Origin of the sequence: Pseudarthrobacter humi (assembly GCF_024294965.1) — a bacterium.
GTDB classification, from domain to species: Bacteria; Actinomycetota; Actinomycetes; order Actinomycetales; family Micrococcaceae; genus Arthrobacter; species Arthrobacter humi.
In genome coordinates this window covers 371,756-387,167 of record NZ_JANCLV010000001.1, presented here as the reverse complement: position 1 = coordinate 387,167, position 15,412 = coordinate 371,756, and the positions used below count along the sequence as shown (strand labels likewise).

Annotated in this window: 13 protein-coding genes and 1 tRNA gene; 5 read left to right on the top strand and 9 right to left on the bottom strand. The window is 65.5% G+C overall.

What is annotated here, in order from left to right; all coding sequences use genetic code 11:
* Positions 1-3 precede the first annotated feature (3 nt).
* Both NFC73_RS01905 and NFC73_RS01900 read right to left on the bottom strand, forming a co-directional pair.
* The gene (locus tag NFC73_RS01905) at positions 4-1,452 is read right to left on the bottom strand and encodes a multicopper oxidase family protein (RefSeq protein ID WP_254747195.1); all 1,449 of its coding nucleotides are present in this window, start codon (positions 1,450-1,452) and stop codon (positions 4-6) included.
* On the bottom strand, positions 1,452-1,715 hold the full coding sequence (locus tag NFC73_RS01900) for an SHOCT domain-containing protein (RefSeq protein ID WP_254747193.1): 264 nt from the start codon (positions 1,713-1,715) through the stop codon (positions 1,452-1,454). The genes NFC73_RS01905 and NFC73_RS01900 overlap by 1 nt, the downstream gene beginning before the upstream one ends.
* 276 nt (positions 1,716-1,991) lie before the next feature.
* On the opposite strand from NFC73_RS01900, the gene NFC73_RS01895 reads away from it, so the two are divergent.
* The gene (locus tag NFC73_RS01895; protein ID WP_254747191.1) at positions 1,992-2,462 is read left to right on the top strand and encodes a pyridoxamine 5'-phosphate oxidase family protein; all 471 of its coding nucleotides are present in this window, start codon (positions 1,992-1,994) and stop codon (positions 2,460-2,462) included.
* Between the two features lie 227 nt (positions 2,463-2,689).
* On the opposite strand, the gene NFC73_RS01890 is transcribed toward NFC73_RS01895, so the two are convergent.
* On the bottom strand, positions 2,690-2,896 hold the full coding sequence (locus NFC73_RS01890) for an SHOCT domain-containing protein (protein WP_254747189.1): 207 nt from the start codon (positions 2,894-2,896) through the stop codon (positions 2,690-2,692).
* 537 nt (positions 2,897-3,433) lie between these two features.
* On the opposite strand from NFC73_RS01890, the gene NFC73_RS01885 reads away from it, so the two are divergent.
* Positions 3,434-4,411 carry a magnesium transporter gene (locus NFC73_RS01885; protein WP_254747187.1) on the top strand — a complete coding sequence of 326 codons (978 nt, stop codon included), beginning with the start codon at positions 3,434-3,436 and terminating at the stop codon, positions 4,409-4,411.
* Positions 4,412-4,729: 318 nt separating this feature from the next.
* Here the strand turns inward: NFC73_RS01885 and NFC73_RS01880 are convergent.
* The 4 genes from NFC73_RS01880 to galU all read right to left on the bottom strand — a co-directional run bounded on the left by NFC73_RS01880 (position 4,730) and on the right by galU (position 7,522).
* Positions 4,730-4,802 (bottom strand) — tRNA-Ala (locus NFC73_RS01880).
* A 137-nt stretch (positions 4,803-4,939) separates the two neighbouring features.
* Positions 4,940-5,845, bottom strand: coding sequence for a hypothetical protein (locus tag NFC73_RS01875; protein ID WP_254747527.1), 906 nt, complete (start codon positions 5,843-5,845; stop codon positions 4,940-4,942).
* Between the two features lie 148 nt (positions 5,846-5,993).
* Complete coding sequence (locus tag NFC73_RS01870; RefSeq protein WP_254747185.1) at positions 5,994-6,611, bottom strand: GNAT family N-acetyltransferase; 618 nt, start codon at positions 6,609-6,611, stop codon at positions 5,994-5,996.
* 5 nt (positions 6,612-6,616) lie between these two features.
* Complete coding sequence (galU, locus tag NFC73_RS01865; protein ID WP_254747183.1) at positions 6,617-7,522, bottom strand: UTP--glucose-1-phosphate uridylyltransferase GalU; 906 nt, start codon at positions 7,520-7,522, stop codon at positions 6,617-6,619.
* A 107-nt stretch (positions 7,523-7,629) separates the two neighbouring features.
* On the opposite strand from galU, the gene NFC73_RS01860 reads away from it, so the two are divergent.
* The 3 genes from NFC73_RS01860 to cpaB all read left to right on the top strand — a co-directional run bounded on the left by NFC73_RS01860 (position 7,630) and on the right by cpaB (position 9,479).
* Complete coding sequence (locus NFC73_RS01860) at positions 7,630-8,250, top strand: 5-formyltetrahydrofolate cyclo-ligase (RefSeq protein WP_254747181.1); 621 nt, start codon at positions 7,630-7,632, stop codon at positions 8,248-8,250.
* 116 nt (positions 8,251-8,366) lie between these two features.
* A complete protein-coding gene (locus NFC73_RS01855) occupies positions 8,367-8,633 on the top strand; it encodes an FmdB family zinc ribbon protein (protein ID WP_254747179.1) in 267 nt (88 codons plus the stop codon).
* 204 nt (positions 8,634-8,837) lie between these two features.
* Complete coding sequence (gene cpaB / locus NFC73_RS01850; RefSeq protein ID WP_254747177.1) at positions 8,838-9,479, top strand: Flp pilus assembly protein CpaB; 642 nt, start codon at positions 8,838-8,840, stop codon at positions 9,477-9,479.
* Positions 9,480-9,498: 19 nt separating this feature from the next.
* Here cpaB and NFC73_RS01845 read toward each other — a convergent pair whose 3' ends face one another.
* Positions 9,499-13,605: an AAA family ATPase gene (locus NFC73_RS01845; RefSeq protein ID WP_254747175.1), complete on the bottom strand. Its 4,107-nt coding sequence runs from the start codon at positions 13,603-13,605 to the stop codon at positions 9,499-9,501.
* 129 nt (positions 13,606-13,734) lie between these two features.
* Positions 13,735-15,324 carry a glutamine-hydrolyzing GMP synthase gene (gene guaA, locus NFC73_RS01840; RefSeq protein WP_254747173.1) on the bottom strand — a complete coding sequence of 530 codons (1,590 nt, stop codon included), beginning with the start codon at positions 15,322-15,324 and terminating at the stop codon, positions 13,735-13,737.
* Positions 15,325-15,412 lie beyond the last annotated feature (88 nt).

Sequence of the window (15,412 nt, the reverse complement as noted above, 5' to 3'; positions counted from 1 at the left end):
TGCTCAACGAACTTCGATGACGCCCATCATTCCCTGGTCTTCGTGGTCGAGGATGTGGCAGTGGTATACGGAACGGCCCCTGAAGTCCTCGAAAGCCACTCTGACCTTTACCTGCCCGTTCGACGGGACGTTGACAACGTCCAGTCGAACAACGGAATCCAGGAGCTGACCGTTTTCCTCGATGAGCTGCATCGGCCACACATGGAGGTGGAACGGGTGATCCATGGGACTGGTGTTGACCAGCGTCCATTCCTCTACGCTGCCGGCCGCAACGGTTGTGTCTGTTCTGGCCTCGTTGAACTCCCGTCCGTTGATGGTGAAGCGCATCATGCCCATTCCCGTGCCGAGAGTCAGCTGCCTGTGGGCTGCCGCGGGGGAGGATCTCAGGTCATAGGGTTCTGCCCGGGCGGCCAAGGCATTCAATGGTTCAACGGGTTCACCTGCTACGTGCAGTGTCGCCAAGGTGGCTCGGTTTGGATCCTCCGGGCGCGGCCCGCCGGATCCGCCATTTCCCATCATCCCCGGCATAGTACCGCGGTCGTAGTATGTCGCGCGCAGGACAGAGTCACCGGCGGCCGTGGTGACCAGTAGGTCTGCCCGGTTTCCTGGTGTCAGCAGCAGCTCTTCCACGTCTACCGGCTTCTGGAAGCGGCCGGAGTCGAGGCCCAGGAGCTGCAACTGCTGACCATCGAGGCGCAGCCGGAGATAGCGAGACACGCACGCATTGACGATCCGCCACCTTTCGCGCTCTCCTGGGCGGACGCTGACCTGCGGGTTGCTTTGACCGTTGACGAGGATTAATTCGCCTTGGCGGCCCATCATCCGCTCCATCGCTGAGACCGGCGGGATGTTGCCCAGCCCGTCCAAGGTGATATCGGACACCAGCAGCACACGTTCCCGGCTGGCGGCAACGGGCTGGGGGTCCTCCACGATGATCGCTCCGAAGAGGCCGGCGAAAATCTGATCGGCGACCATGCCGTGACGGTGCGGGTGGTACCAGTACACGCCCGGCGGGTGCTCGGCAGGAAGCCTGTGCTCGTAGTCGAAGGTGCTGCCGGGATCCACGGTTACGAAGACATTGTCGCCGTTGCCCTGCGGGGAGACATGAAGCCCGTGCATATGCAGGTTGGTTGGCCGATCCAGGTTGTTGACAAGCCGGACGTTCAGGACATCTCCCGGCCGCAAGCGAAGAGTTGGGCCCGGGATCCCACCGTTATAGGCAAGGGCCAAGGCCTGCAGCCCTGCGAGCGGTATGCGCCCCGGCCCCGCGTCGAGACGGACGTCCAGCCGGCCGCCTTCGCTGCGCAGATCCGGTGGCTGGGTCAGCTCACCTCCCGTGACGGGGGCGGGCCGGGATGTCAGTGTCCAGAGCAAGCCTGCCCCGCCCGCGACGGTGCCCGCTACGCCAAGTCCGCCCAGCAGCAGAGCGTTGCGCCGGCTGATGGGCTGCACTACGGCCCCTCACCCAGCACCCGGAGCTGGGCGCGGTACTGCTCCGCGGTCAGCTCTCCCTTCGCGAAGCGTTCATCCAGGATTTGGCGCGCCCTGCTCCTACTACCCGGTGGGGGCCCGCCCGGCTCCTGCCGGCCGCTCTTTCCATATCCGTTACCGCTGCCAAACATCCGGACGGCAAGCAGAACCAATACCGCGGTCCCCGCGAGCATGAGAAAACCCCAGACCCATATCCAGCCCATGTTCCCGTAACCCCACATCATGACCGGCACCTTTCGGACTGAGCCAGTTGCTATTCCGATTCTGAACCCGATGCCGGCCCTCCGCCAGAGTCCGAAGACCTGGACCGCACGTTACTGGTTCCTCATCGCCGTCGCTGCCGTCGACGGCCGGTCCAATAGCGCCATTACAAGGAGATAGGCCAGGAGATCCAAAAGATACACACAGTACGGATCAGGAAGTTGACCCAGGTCCTCCGCCCGCCACGGAGGAGAACCTGGGCTCTGTGCATTGGAAGCACTTGTGCCTAGGATCGGCATATGGAGAACAAACCGAGTGAAACTACGACAGAGCGGTTGGCTGTTCACGAGTGCTGGAGTCTATTACGGCTGGTATCTGTGGGCCGCTTGGCGGTATGGGTCGGAGACGGCCCCGATATTTTTCCCATTAACTACACGACCGATCACGGCACGATAGTCTTCCGGACAGGCTCGGGGACGAAGCTCGAAGGCGCCTTGGGTGATTATCCCGTAGCTATGGAAGCCGATGGGGTTAATCCGGAAACAGGAGTGGCTTGGAGCGTTGTGATCCGCGGCAAGGCAGAACTTCTGACAGAAACCAAGGACGTTCTCGACACGTTCTCCCTGCCGCTGTTTCCCTGGCAAGCAGGCAAGAAAGACCACTTCGTACGGGTAATGCCCGATTCAATCTCCGGGCGCCGGTTTAGCGTCGCGGCCCCCAAAACGTGGTGGACGCCCATTCAAGGGACCAAACCCACGGCCAGTGAATAATGAACCAGTAATCCCAGGCCCGGAAGAACGCACACCCCGGCGGGCACGTCATGGATGAGCGGCAGCCGCCCAGCGCTTCGGCCAATACTTAGGAAGCGGTTCAGCGCGGCGACAGTCTCCTTCATGGTGCGGTGGCGTCCAGACGGAGCCGCCCGCGACGACGATTTCCGGTTACCCCGAACAAATACCCCTAGAGGTATATGTCAGGGTGGGTGCAGAGCGGCGGTTCACCGTTCTCCGCGGGCGCGTCGGAGGGCGGTGAGCCGGGCGGTGTATTCGTTCTCGTCGATTTCGCCGCGGGCAAACCGTTCGGCGAGCAGATTCTCCGCGATGCCCCGGTTCCGGGGCGCCGCCCTCGAACCGGCGGCCTCCGGCTCCCATGGTGCGGGCGAGGAAAATGACGGCGGTGATGACGGCGCCCCAGAACAGGACAAGGCTCACCCCCATCAGTATGTAGCCCCAGACACTCATATTCCCGTCCCAATACATCATCGCCGTTTGCTCCCCCGCGCACAGATGGACCCGCGCCTCTGCGTTCACTATCATCCCGGCCGGTGCGCGGCGTCAGAGTCTTTGGTCCCCGCCCTTCCATGTCCTGCGGCGGGCTGGCGGAGCACAAACCAGGGAGAGGTCAGGACCAGGCCGGGGCGGCCGTTCCCCGGGGAAGAACAGGGAGACGCCGATGCCAATGACGGGCTGTGAACCAGGCCAGGAATGCTGCCGCCGTCCCGACGAGCGAGAGGAAACAGCGGGAACGTGATGAACTGGGGTCCAGTTGATCGCTATACCGGCGGCGAGCAGGGCAGGCCAGCGAATCCGGCGATGATCCCGAGCAGCATCCGTGCCAACAAACATTGCGCGACGGCAACCGCGGTATAGTCTGGAAGCTCTGTACGATGTTCACGACGGCGGCTGGCGTGGCTCCAGGCTCCTGCGTACGTATCGCGCCTCAAACTGTCGAAGGATGTCCGATGACGGTTCTCGACCCTGCCAGGTCCGGTCAGTTCCGCACAGCGGCCCAGCACGCTTCGCGCCGGGTGCCTATCGCGCAACGCGACGAGCTGGCCAGCCACGTCCTGGACGCCATGCGTGGCCAACACTACGAAAGTGCTGCAGCGGTCGCGGTCCTCGATGGTGACCGGCTGGTCGGCCTGGTCACCATCGAGCGGCTGCTCGCCGCCCAACCCACCGCTCCGATTAGCCTGCTGATGGACGCCAATCCTCCCGTTGTCGCGTCCTCAACCGTTCAGGAGCAGGCGGCTTGGAAAGCCGTCCACCACAACGAGCCCACCCTCGCCGTCATTGACGAGGGTCGGTTTGCCGGTCTCGTACCCGCCACCGCCCTTCTTGAGGTGCTGTTGACGGAGCATAACGAGGACTTGGTCCGTCTGGGCGGATTCCTGCGATCTGCATCACCTGCTCAGATGACCACGGTGGAGCCGGTGCTGCGTCGCCTTTGGCATCGCCTCCCATGGCTGGGTGTTGGGCTCGTCGGCGCGTTGCTGGCGGCCGGGATCGTGGGCAACTTTGAAGCCGATCTGGCTGAGCATGTCCTCATCGCTTTCTTCGTCCCCGGCGTGGTCTATCTCGCCGACGCGATCGGAACGCAGACGGAAGCGCTCGTCATACGTGGCCTTTCGCTTGGGATAGGCGTGCGGCGGATCGTCGGGCGCGAGATCGCCACCGGTGCGCTTCTGGGTCTGATCCTCGGAGGGGTATCACTGCTCCTTGTGGGATCAATCTGGCGGGACTGGCATGTCGCGTTGGCCGTCGCGCTCTCACTGCTGGCTGCCGCTTCGATCGCTACCGTTATTGCCCTAGTTTTGCCTTGGGGTATCAGCAAACTGGGCAAGGACCCGGCCTTCGGCTCTGGGCCCCTCGCCACGGTGACACAGGACCTCCTGACCGTGATGATCTACCTCATTACCGCCTCAGCCCTCGTGGTGTGACGTCCCGCCACTGCGATCGTCTCGTGCCATGGCGCCTCTTCCGGGCGGCCTGTCCGCACAGGACGCATGCTGTTCCCGCCCCGCTGCCGGAAGCTGTCGCGTTCCTGCACGCCCATCCCCCGTGCTCGCCGGCACACCGTGTGGCTTGTTCAGCGCGGGCATGTCGGCCGCCCTGCCCCGGCCGATCCATCCGGAACGAAGGTCCGTGTGAACGGGGACTCTTCCCAAAGCGCGTGGTTTCCGTGTGGTTGGCCCGAAAACTGGCAAGAGAAAAAGCCCTCCAACCCAACGTTTCCGCAGGTCAGAAGGCTCTTGCAGTGGAGCTAAGGGGATTCGAACCCCTGACCTCTTCGATGCGAACGAAGCGCTCTACCAACTGAGCTATAGCCCCGGAACAGTCCGCGTCCCCGGAAGGAACGGCGGTACCCGGTGACCTTAGGCTACAAATTTTCGTCCCGCATTGCGAATTGACACTCCGCGCCCGTGCTGATGGGCGGTTGGGTCTGCTTCGGGCAACTCCGGTGGGTATCAGGCGCGGCGGCGCTGCAGGACGTCGTCGAGGTTGCTTAGGGCGCTCTGCGCCTTGGTGAGGGGCTTGGCGGCGGGCGCGCCGGGCGTGGCTGCGGGAACGCCCTGCTTCAGGGACGGCTTACCGACGGCTTTGGGCGCCTCGGGAAGGTCAAGCGGCTGGGGCGCCGGACGCTCGGCCTTGGCGGCCTCAACGTACACCGGCTTTGGCACGTCCACAGGTTCCCAGGTTGTGACGGCCGGCGCCAGCGAAGCGCCGGCGGCGCTGGCATCTCCGGCGGCTACCGCAACAGCCAGTGCCGCTTCCCGGAGCTCCATCGCGGTCAGGGGCTTAGGCTTCGGCTTGGGCTGGTGGGCCTCTGCGTCAAAGAGACGGCTTTCCGGCCGGGCGGCGGGACGAGCTGCGGTGTCCGGGGCGGAAGAACCCTGACGCCGCACGGGAGCGCTCATCGCTGAGCGGAACGCGGCGTTCACCTTCGCTTTGCGGTCCCGCACAGCCAGGAAGCGGAGCAAGGCCACAGCTACGACGGTGGTGGCAACGCCGGTGACCGGCAGCAGCGCGCTTCCGATCCCGAACGGCAGGAGAACGCCCGAAATAAAGGCGGTCAGCAACGCCAGAACACCAACGAGGGCGATCCCTGTCCTGCCATAGCGGATCCGGAATGCGCCGCGCGTCGTCGCGTTGCCGGACGTTTCCCTGGCGGTTTCGGGGCTCTTCCTGATCTCCATGGCTTTCTCCTGCTGGGCGGCGATGTTCCATACCGTCCCGGCTCTCGGGTCCGATGATTCAATGGCTGGCACTTCCGCCAGGAAGTCACCAGCGGCCTGGGCCTGGTGCCGGCGGTTCCGCAGAACGTAGGGCGCAACCCATACGATCCAGAGCACAACGGCAACCACAAGGATCACTGAGCTGCTTAGGGGGAAGTCCACAATCAAAACCGTATGAGCATTAGGGCAGCCGCCCCCGCATTAGCCACGGTGTGTCGCCGGCAACGTGGCAATTCATTGGATTTATGACCTTGGAAGTACCCCTGCCGGGTTCAGGTCCGGCGGGTCAGGACCGGGACGCGAGCCACCGGGCGAGCAGCCCCTCCGGGACCTCGTCAGCGGTCAGCGCGAAGGACCGGTGGTCCGCCCACTCCCCGTTGATGTGAAGGAAGCGTGGACGGTAGCCTTCGTCGCGGAATCCCAGCTTCTCAACCACGCGCAGGCTGGGGCCATTCTCGGGCCGGATATTGATTTCCATCCGGTGCAGGCCCAGTGTTTGGAAACAATGGTCGGTGGCCATGGCCACCGCCGTGGGTGCGATGCCGTGGCCCGCGCGCGCCTGGTCAACCCAGTACCCCAGTGTCGCCATCATGGCCGAACCCCACACAATCGAGGACACAGTCAGCTGGCCAACAATGACCGGGGCAGCCAACCGGGGTGTGCGCTCAGTGATCAGGAACGGCAGGGCCGTCCCTTGGGCGGCCTGGATCTTCAAGGACCGCACCATCTGCCGGTAGTCAGGCAGTGCACCGCCTGGTGCCGGGTTGGACGCTTCCCAGGGCGCCAGCCACTCGCTGTTGCGCCCACGGACCTGGGTCCATTCCTTCTTGTCCCGGTACCGGATGGGGCGCAGGATCAGGTCGCCGCATTCGAGTGTCACGGGCCAGATGGGTCCGGGGCGCACGGCAGTTATTTAGCGAGGCCGGCCGTGAAGCCCGGCAGCCACTCCCGCAGTCCGGGGCCAAGGTCGTCGCTGTCGATGGCGAGCTGGACGCAGGCCTTGAGGTAGCTGAGCTTGTCACCGGTGTCGTAGCGGCGGCCGCGGAAGACCACTCCGTAAACTCCGTAGCCATCGCCGTCGCCGGCTGCCAGTTCCTGCAGGGCGTCGGTGAGCTGGATTTCCCCGCCCCGGCCCGGGCCGGTGTGCTCGAGCACGTCAAAAACTGCCGGGTGGAGGACGTAGCGGCCGATGACGGCAAGATTGGAGGGCGCCTCGTCCACGCTGGGCTTTTCGACGAGTTTGTTGATCCTGACGTAGCCTTCACCGTCGATCTCCTCCACATCGGCACATCCGTAGGCACTGATCTGGGAGGGTTCCACCTCGATGAGGGCCACCACGGATCCGCCGGTCTTGGACTGCACTTCGATCATGGTGCTGAGGAGTTCGTCCCGGGCATCGATCAGGTCGTCGCCGAGGAGGACGGCGAACGGTTCGTTGCCGACGTGCTGCTTTGCGCGGAGTACCGCGTGGCCCAGGCCGTTGGGGTCACCCTGGCGGACGTAGTGGATGTCGCCAAGGTTGCTGGCTGCCTGGATGGACTCAAGCTTCGCCAGGTCGCCCTTGGCTTCCAGAGTGTCCTCCAACGAAGGTACCCTGTCGAAGTGGTCCTCCAGGGCACGCTTGTTGCGTCCCGTGATCATCAGGATGTCGTTAAGGCCAACGTTGACGGCCTCTTCAACCACGTACTGGATGGCAGGCTTGTCCACCACCGGGAGCATTTCCTTGGGCATGGCTTTTGTGGCCGGCAGGAACCTGGTGCCGAGGCCGGCAGCTGGAATAACGGCCTTGCGTACTGTCTGCTGAGTGGTAGTCACTGGACTAATCTAACGGAGGGGCTGATCATTCAGTAATTAGTGGTGGCTCCTGAGCCGGCGCGGCGCTGACGCTGCAACGGCCACCCGAACGGCAACGAAGGAGCGGCATGTCCCCAGGCAGCAGTGAAGCCAAGGCGGACATCCGCGCACAGCATCGTGCGCGCCGCGCCGCGACGGACCCCACGCTACGCGACGCGGCAGGCGCCTCCTTGGCGGTCCACGGCGTTGCTTGGGCTGAACGGCTCACCGGTGGGACGCCGTCGACCTTTTGCGCCTATCTGGGCGTGGCCCCAGAGCCGCCCACGCTGCCCCTGATCATCGAACTCCACCGGCATGGCCACAGGGTCCTGCTCCCTGTCTGCGAGCCCGGCCGCCGGCTGAGCTGGACGTACTGGACTCCGGGCGTCGAGTTTGTCCGCAGCCGCTATGCGCCGGTACTCGAACCGGCCGGACCGCGACTTGACCTCGGCATCATGGCGTCCGTTGCTGCACTCTTCATCCCCGCCACAGCGGTGGACAGGGACGGCAACCGCATCGGCCAGGGCGGCGGCTACTACGACGTCCTGCTCGGCTCCCTCGCCGGGGATGGCCTGGAGATCCCGTTTGCGGCCATCGTCTTCGACGCCGAGCTGCTCCCGGCCGGAAGCATTCCCGCCGAAGACTTTGACCGGAGGGTTCCGGCCGCGCTCACGCCCTCCGGTTTGATTCGGCTGCCGGACCCCGCCTGACCGAGGGCTGCTTTCGGGGGGTGATAGAATTAGCACTCAGGCCCTGCGACTGCTAATGGACGGTTTCCGTTCAGCGCAGTTCGGGACCTCTCGTTTGCCCCCGAGGAGGATCACCAGTGCCCACTTATGCTTACGCCTGCAAGGATTGCGGCCACGCCTTCGACGTTTTCCAGTCGTTTACCGACAGCACCCTGACTGCATGCCCGGAGTGCCAGGGCGCCTTACGCAAAAAGTTCAACAGCGTGGGTGTGGTCTTCAAGGGCTCCGGTTTCTACCGGACCGACTCCCGGGATGCCAAGGGAAGCACCGTTTCGGCTGCCCCCTCCGCCCCCGCGGCCGCACCGGTGCCGGCACCTGCCACGGTTGCCGCTGCCGCCAGCTGACCTCCGGTCCAACAAGACGTACGACGCCGGCAGCACGGTTGTCCACATAGCCACCTTTGCTTCTGTCGGGCTCGGTTGCCGATACGTAGCGTGGTTCCCATGCCCGCTACCCTCTTTCGTTCCAGCCGTGGATCCGCCCCGCCGGGACGCCCGGCTCGCCGTCCGCTCCCGTCAGCACGACTCCGGGGCGCGGGGAGCCACAGGTTGTTGTCCTGGCTGGGCCGGAACCGGCGCCTGGCAATAGCGCTCCTGCTCTGCCTTGCTGCCGGGATCACGGTCCATCAGCTCACTCCCCCGCCCGCCGATACGGTCTCGGTGTTGGCGGCGACGCGGGATCTCCCCGCAGGCACGGCCTTGACGGCCACAGACCTGTCGGCAACGAAGATCCCGCCTGGGATGGTCACTGCCGGGTCCATGTCCGACGCCGGTGACGCCGCGGGCAAGCAACTGGCAGCCCCTTTGCGGAAGGGCCAACTGGTGACGGACTCCCTGCTGCTGGGTCCCGGCCTCCTGACCGGAACGCCGCCGGGCTCCGCAGCTGTGCCCTTGAGGATGGCCGATCCCTCCTCCATCCAGCTGGTATCGCCCGGGCAACTGGTCAACGTGGTCCTGACCGGGGCGAACGGCTACGACCAGCAATCCCCCTCGGAGGTGCTGGCTTCAGCCGTTCCCGTCCTGTGGACGTCAGGACAAGGCGGCAAGACGGGCCAATGGTTGGGCACCGGCGAAACCGACGGGCTGATCGTCGTGGCAGCCGCGCCGGAGCAGGCTGCCCGGCTGGCGGGGGCCTCCACACAGGGCAAGCTGTTTTTCGTCCTGGTGGGACCCGAGGGCGGTGCCGGGTGATGCGGCTGCAGCCTGGAGATCAGCCCCAGTGCGGCGGCTTGTTTTCCTTCAGCCATGCGTCGTGATCGTTGTCGGGGCCATCGCCCCAGCGCTTCGGATCATCCTCCGCAGCCTTGTTGGGCAGGATGCCCGCGGCCCCAGGCAGCTGGCGCTCCTGCACAGCAGCGTTCCCGTTTTGTGCGTCGTCCGGGTGGTCGTTACCGTGCGTATCTGCCTGATCGGCGTTCCGTGGGGTCACAACAACCGCCTCCTCACTGGCCAGGTGTCCGGCCTGGTCATCGTTCCTGTCGTTTCCTTCGCTCGCCAGCGCGAGCGGGTCCATGTCTTCGTCAAAGAACCCACCCGAGGCCGTGCCCCGTCCGGGCGGCAGCACATTCTCAAGGCCCAGGTAACCCGCGATCCGGTCCGCGCAGGCGGACGGGTCCGTGAAGACTTCGATGGTCCACAGCGGCATGTACCGCCAGCCCATCCGTTCCAGCAGCTGCGGACGCAGCCGGCTCCGCTCACGGACACTCATGGTGCGGTACTGCTCCGTGCCGTCCGATTCGATGGCCACCGGCCGCGGAATCTCGGCGTCGTCCTGACCCATGGTGCTGAGCGGGTCTGCTGCGGCCACCACGTCAATCACTCCGTCGTACTGGTGCCAGACGCGGGCGCCGCGGGCACGCAGCCGGTCACCAAGGTCGGCGACGAGGGGATCGGCCCCAAGCGCCTGCTCACTGGCGGCGGCACGCGAGGCCGGAGTTCCGAGATCGGTCTTTCCCGCAATCTCACGGTTCAGGAGCTCGTAGAAGTCCACCGCGCCGTAGGACAGTCGCGTGTGATCGAGGTCTTCGGGCTGGAAACACGTAAGGACGTGGAGTGAACGCCGGGCACGTGTCATGGCCAAAGCGAACTTTTCCCGCCCGCCCTCAGCGGACAGGGGTCCGAAGTTGTGCAGCGCCCGGCCGTGCGGAGTGCGGCCGAACCCGGGTGAGAAGATCACGTGGTCACGGACCAGGCCCTGCGCCCGCTCAAGGTCAACCACCCGGAACGACTCGGATCCTGCGCTGAAGAAGCTGGCCAGGCCCGGGTGGTTCGGCAGCTGAAGACGGATGGACTCACCGATCCGGGCGGCATGGCGAAGGCTGGCGGTGACCACTGCCAGCGACGTGCGCGGCCGTGTCCGGGCGTGCTCAAAGACCAGCTGCACCACCCGGTTGACCTCGGCCACCACGGATTCGACGCCTTCGTGGTCGGCGCTGGGCAGCCCGGTGCCGTCGGGAAGATACTCCACCAGGAGCGCCCTGTCCAAGCCCGTGGCAGACTGTCCCTCGGGGAGCCGCCGGAGGGCGCCGTCGTAAGAGTTCTTGCTCAGCTGCAGGACCAGGTCCTCGTCAACCGCGCGGTAGACAAAATTCAACCGCCAGACAGGCAGGATGGCAGACAGCGCCGAGAACGCGCTTTCGACGCACTGGTGGGCCGCTTCACCGGCGGCCAGCCGCTCAACACCCACGGTGAATGTCCGGGGGCTGGCAATCTTGGCATCACCGAAAGCAATGACCTGCCTGGCGCGGGCGATGGCGGGCAGGACGGCCTGCAGCGACGTCGCTTCGGCGTCCAGGATGACCACGGCGTCGAAGCGCTGTTCTGCCGGCAGGAGCCCGGTCATGAGGTACGGGCTGACCGACCAGACCGGCACCAGCATGGGGACCAGCTCGGCTGCCTGGGCCGTCAGCGCGGCGAGGGTAACCCGGCCGTCCTTGAGCAGGCTCCTGAGGAGCTGGGCCTGGCGCGGATGTTCCGCAAGCGCGGCACGCCACCGTTCGGACAGTTCCCAGCGCAGGCGCGCCGCGCCGCTGGCAATATGGGCGTTGTCCGCGAGCCGGTATTCTGCCTCAAGCTGCCGGAGTGCGTCCCCGTCAGACATGGCCAGGTAATCGTCGCCGCTGATCATCGCTTCCAGCGCGGACTGCCACCAGGCCAGCTCAAGCTCGGCTGCGACGGACTCTGCGGGAACCTCCCGCTCCGCAAGATCGGCCAGGAGCTCCCCCAGGCCGTGCTCGCGCATGTTTTCGACAAGCAGCGTGCGCTCGGGCAGCGTTTTCAGCGTGTGCGTGTCGGCCACGAGCCGCTCCAGCCGCTCCATGAGTTCCTCATAGCGGGCCGTGGCCAGCGAACCGCCGGCCTGCGTGTACCGGAGGGCTTCCCCCAACTGGGTCAGCTCCCGGTCCAGGGACCGGTACATCACGTTCATTTCGGCAAGGCCCGAAGGGACGGCCGGATGGCGCTGCGAGGTGGCGTAGCCGGACCAGAGGGCACGCTGGTCCTGCACCAGCACCAGCGAGCTGTGGAGATCGGTGATGTGGACGCCCGGACGGACGTACTCCTTCGCGACGCGGCGCAGGCGGGAACGCTGCATGGAGGCCATGTCGACATTCCTCTCCCGGCGCCAGGCGGAGGACGCCGTGGCGGAGATGAGGTCGTTGACCGGCCTGTCGAAGATGTCCGGTGTGAACTTGTCGAGGCTTTCGCGGACGGCCATCAGGAGTTCGAGCTGCTCCCCCCACTCCGAGAAGGACGTGCCAAGCCGGATTTCGGCATGTTCGGCCACGCTGTTCATCCGGTCGCGCAGGACAGGCAGGTTCCTGGCCACTGACCGGGCGAGTTCCTGGGCCTCCTCGGTCTCCTTCCGGGTGAGCAGCCGGGCGCCGTGCCACGGGCTGGTAGTGGAGGCGCGGCTGAAGCTGCCAAGCTCGGCAGCACGGCGAAGCCTGCCAGCGAGCTCGTTGCGGTCGCGGATGCTGTCCAGCACACTGCGCTTGAGCCGCACGGTGGTGGCGGGGGCGGGGTGGATGGAGGTCAGCTCAGCCAGTGACTGCATGGCCTGATACGGCGAGCAGCCCCAGCGCTGGCGCACGTTATGCAGGGACGCCACGTGGTCCATCAGGGCGTGCCGGTGCTCGGTGAGGGTCCGGTGGAGGTTCCCCAGCTGCGGTTCGAGTGACTTTTCGTTCCGGACGATGGCCCGCACCAGCTGGGCCTTGAGCTGCTGTGGTGTGGCTGTGCCGGAGAGCTGGAACAGGATGGATTCAAGTCCCAGCGATTCCAGTTGTGCCGAAACCTCATTCAGGCTGGCCCGGCGGTCACCCACCACCAGGACCGACCGCCCGGCGTCCACCAGTGCACCGATGGTGTTGATGGCCGTCTGGGTCTGTCCCGTGCCCGGCGGGCTGCTGACCACCAGCGAGTCTCCTGCGCGGGCGGCATCAATGACGTACTGCTGGTCCGGATCGGCATCGAGGAGGAGGAGTTCGTCGTCAGGGTGGCGCGCGTCCACGCTCGGGAACCGGGAGGGGTCCGGCGCGGGTACATCAATGACTTCACCGCTGGCCGCCTTGGCCAGGGCGGCGACCAGCGGGTTTCCCTCGTTGATCCAGGGATCATCCAGGTTGCCGGAGAGGTCCGCAAAAGTGGACACCAGCAGATTGTGCTGGGCCTCGGCGCCATGGATGGGCCGGATGAGGGTTGCGAGCCTGTCCAGGACAGGCTGGGGATCGAAGCGTGCGGTGCTGTACGCGAGGCGAGTCACGGCGTTGACGTCAAAAACAATGCCATGGATGGTTTTCAGGTGCCGGACCAGGGCCGGGTTGATGTTGGCCTGCTCGGTGAGCTGCAGTTCGTAGTCGTCCTCACCCGGGCGGACCGTGAGCGAGATTGCGGTGAGCATCACCGGCGCGGAAACCCGCTGGGGTTTGCCGCCAACGGCGGAGGTCCACACAACGGTGCCTGCGGAAAGGTAACCGGCATCTATGCCACGGTCATTACCGAGTTCGAAGATTTTCGAGCGGATGTTCCGCGATGCCCGGGCCGCGACGACGTACTGCTGGTGGTCGCGGATGAGTGTGGACAACCGTGTGCGGCGGCCTGCCATGAGCTGGGCCAGACCTGACGGGTGCGCATGGGTCAGGTCAATGGAACCTTCGGGGGTCTTGGTGAAACGCAGCATGGTGTCTGCCCCGGTGACGGGTTTAAGCCCGGACAGCCATTTTCCGAGCTCCTCAGAACCCTCCGAGTGGCCTTGACCAACTGACACTACTGCCTTCTTTTCTGCGTTTGCACGTGACGCCCTGGACCATACCGGCATACTTTCGAGCGTAGCCGCAAAGGAGCCGGGATGAGAGACCGCAACACTGGATCAGGCCAAATTGCGGCGGATTTCAACGGATGACAGCAATGGCCGGCCTCCGCTGACGGAGACCGGCCACTCACACTGTTATTCCCACTCGATGGTTCCCGGCGGCTTGCTGGTCACGTCCAGCACCACGCGGTTGACGCCTTCCACCTCGTTGGTGATCCGGTTCGAAATCCGGGCCAGGAGATCGTACGGCAGGCGGGACCAGTCCGCCGTCATGGCGTCCTCGGACGAAACTGGGCGGAGCACAATCGGGTGTCCGTAGGTGCGGCCGTCACCCATGACGCCCACACTGCGTACGTCGGCCAGCAGGACCACAGGCATCTGCCACACCTCGTTGTCCAGCCCGGCCGCGGTCAGCTCGGCACGCGCGATGGCGTCCGCCTTGCGGAGCAGATCCAGACGCTCCTGGGTGATGTCGCCTACGATGCGGATTCCCAGGCCGGGGCCGGGGAACGGCTGGCGGCCGACGATTTCCTGCGGCAGGCCCAGCTGGGCACCCACGGCGCGGACCTCGTCCTTGAACAGTGCCCGGAGCGGTTCCACCAGTTCGAACTGCAGGTCCTCGGGAAGGCCACCGACGTTGTGGTGGCTCTTGATGTTCGCAGCACCTTCGCCGCCGCCGGATTCGACGACGTCCGGGTACAGCGTGCCCTGGACCAGGAACTTGATCTTCTCGCCATGGGCCGCGGCCTCGGCGATGATGGCCAGCTCGGCCTCTTCGAACGCGCGGATGAACTCGCGGCCGATGATCTTGCGCTTGGTTTCCGGATCGCTGACGCCGGCCAGGGCGGCCAGGAAGCGCTCCTGCTCGTTGGCTACATACAACTTGACGCCGGTGGCAGCCACGAAGTCGCGTTCCACCTGCTCGGCTTCGCCTTCGCGCAGCAGGCCGTGGTCCACGAACACACAGGTCAGCTGGTCGCCGACGGCCCGCTGGACGAGTGCCGCTGCAACGGCCGAGTCAACGCCGCCGGAAAGCCCGCAGATAACCCGGGCGTCGCCGATCTGCTGACGGATCCGGTCCACCTGCTCCTCAAGGATGTTCCCCGTGGTCCAGTTGGGCTCCAGCTTTGCGCCCTTGAACAGGAAGTTTTCCAGCACCTGCTGGCCATAGGCCGAGTGCTTGACCTCGGGGTGCCACTGCACGCCGTAGAGGGCCTTCTCTTCGTTGGCGAAGGCAGCCACTTCAGCGCCCGCCGTCGTCGCCAGCACTTCGAAGCCTTCCGGCGCCTCGTGCACGGAGTCGCCGTGGCTCATCCAGGTGTTCTGGTGCTGCGGCATCCCCGCGAGGACAGAGCGGCCCTCGCCGAGGATGGTGGTCCGGGTGGAGCCGTACTCGCGCAGGCCGGTCTTGTCGACCTTTCCGCCCAGGGCATTGGCCATGGCCTGGAAGCCATAACAGATGCCGAAGACCGGGATTCCGGCCTCAAAGAGGTCGGCGCCGACGGAGGGCGCCCCGTCCGCGTAAACGCTGGAGGGACCACCGGAAAGGATGATGGCGGCGGGGTCCTTGGCCAGGAGCTGCTCGGTGGTGAAGGTATGCGGAACCACTTCCGAATACACATTCGCTTCCCGGACGCGGCGGGCAATCAGCTGCGCGTACTGGGCACCGTAGTCAACAACCAGCACCGGCTTCTGGGAAGTCTGGGATGCAGTGGGAGTAGTCACCGCACTAGCCTACTTTGCGCGGTTGCCCCGCCGCACATTCAGGACCTCGGGTGTGACGCAGTGAACGTCCGACGGCGGGACTCCCCCA

Excerpts from the sequence above, each read along its gene's own strand:
- NFC73_RS01885 (WP_254747187.1), top strand. The coding sequence starts at position 3,434 with ATGACGGTTCTCGACCCTGCCAGGTCCGGTCAGTTCCGCACAGCGGCC.
- NFC73_RS01860 (WP_254747181.1), top strand. The coding sequence starts at position 7,630 with ATGTCCCCAGGCAGCAGTGAAGCCAAGGCGGACATCCGCGCACAGCAT.
- NFC73_RS01895 (WP_254747191.1), top strand. The coding sequence starts at position 1,992 with ATGGAGAACAAACCGAGTGAAACTACGACAGAGCGGTTGGCTGTTCAC.
- NFC73_RS01900 (WP_254747193.1), bottom strand. The coding sequence starts at position 1,715 with ATGATGTGGGGTTACGGGAACATGGGCTGGATATGGGTCTGGGGTTTT.
- NFC73_RS01845 (WP_254747175.1), bottom strand. The coding sequence starts at position 13,605 with ATGCCGGTATGGTCCAGGGCGTCACGTGCAAACGCAGAAAAGAAGGCA.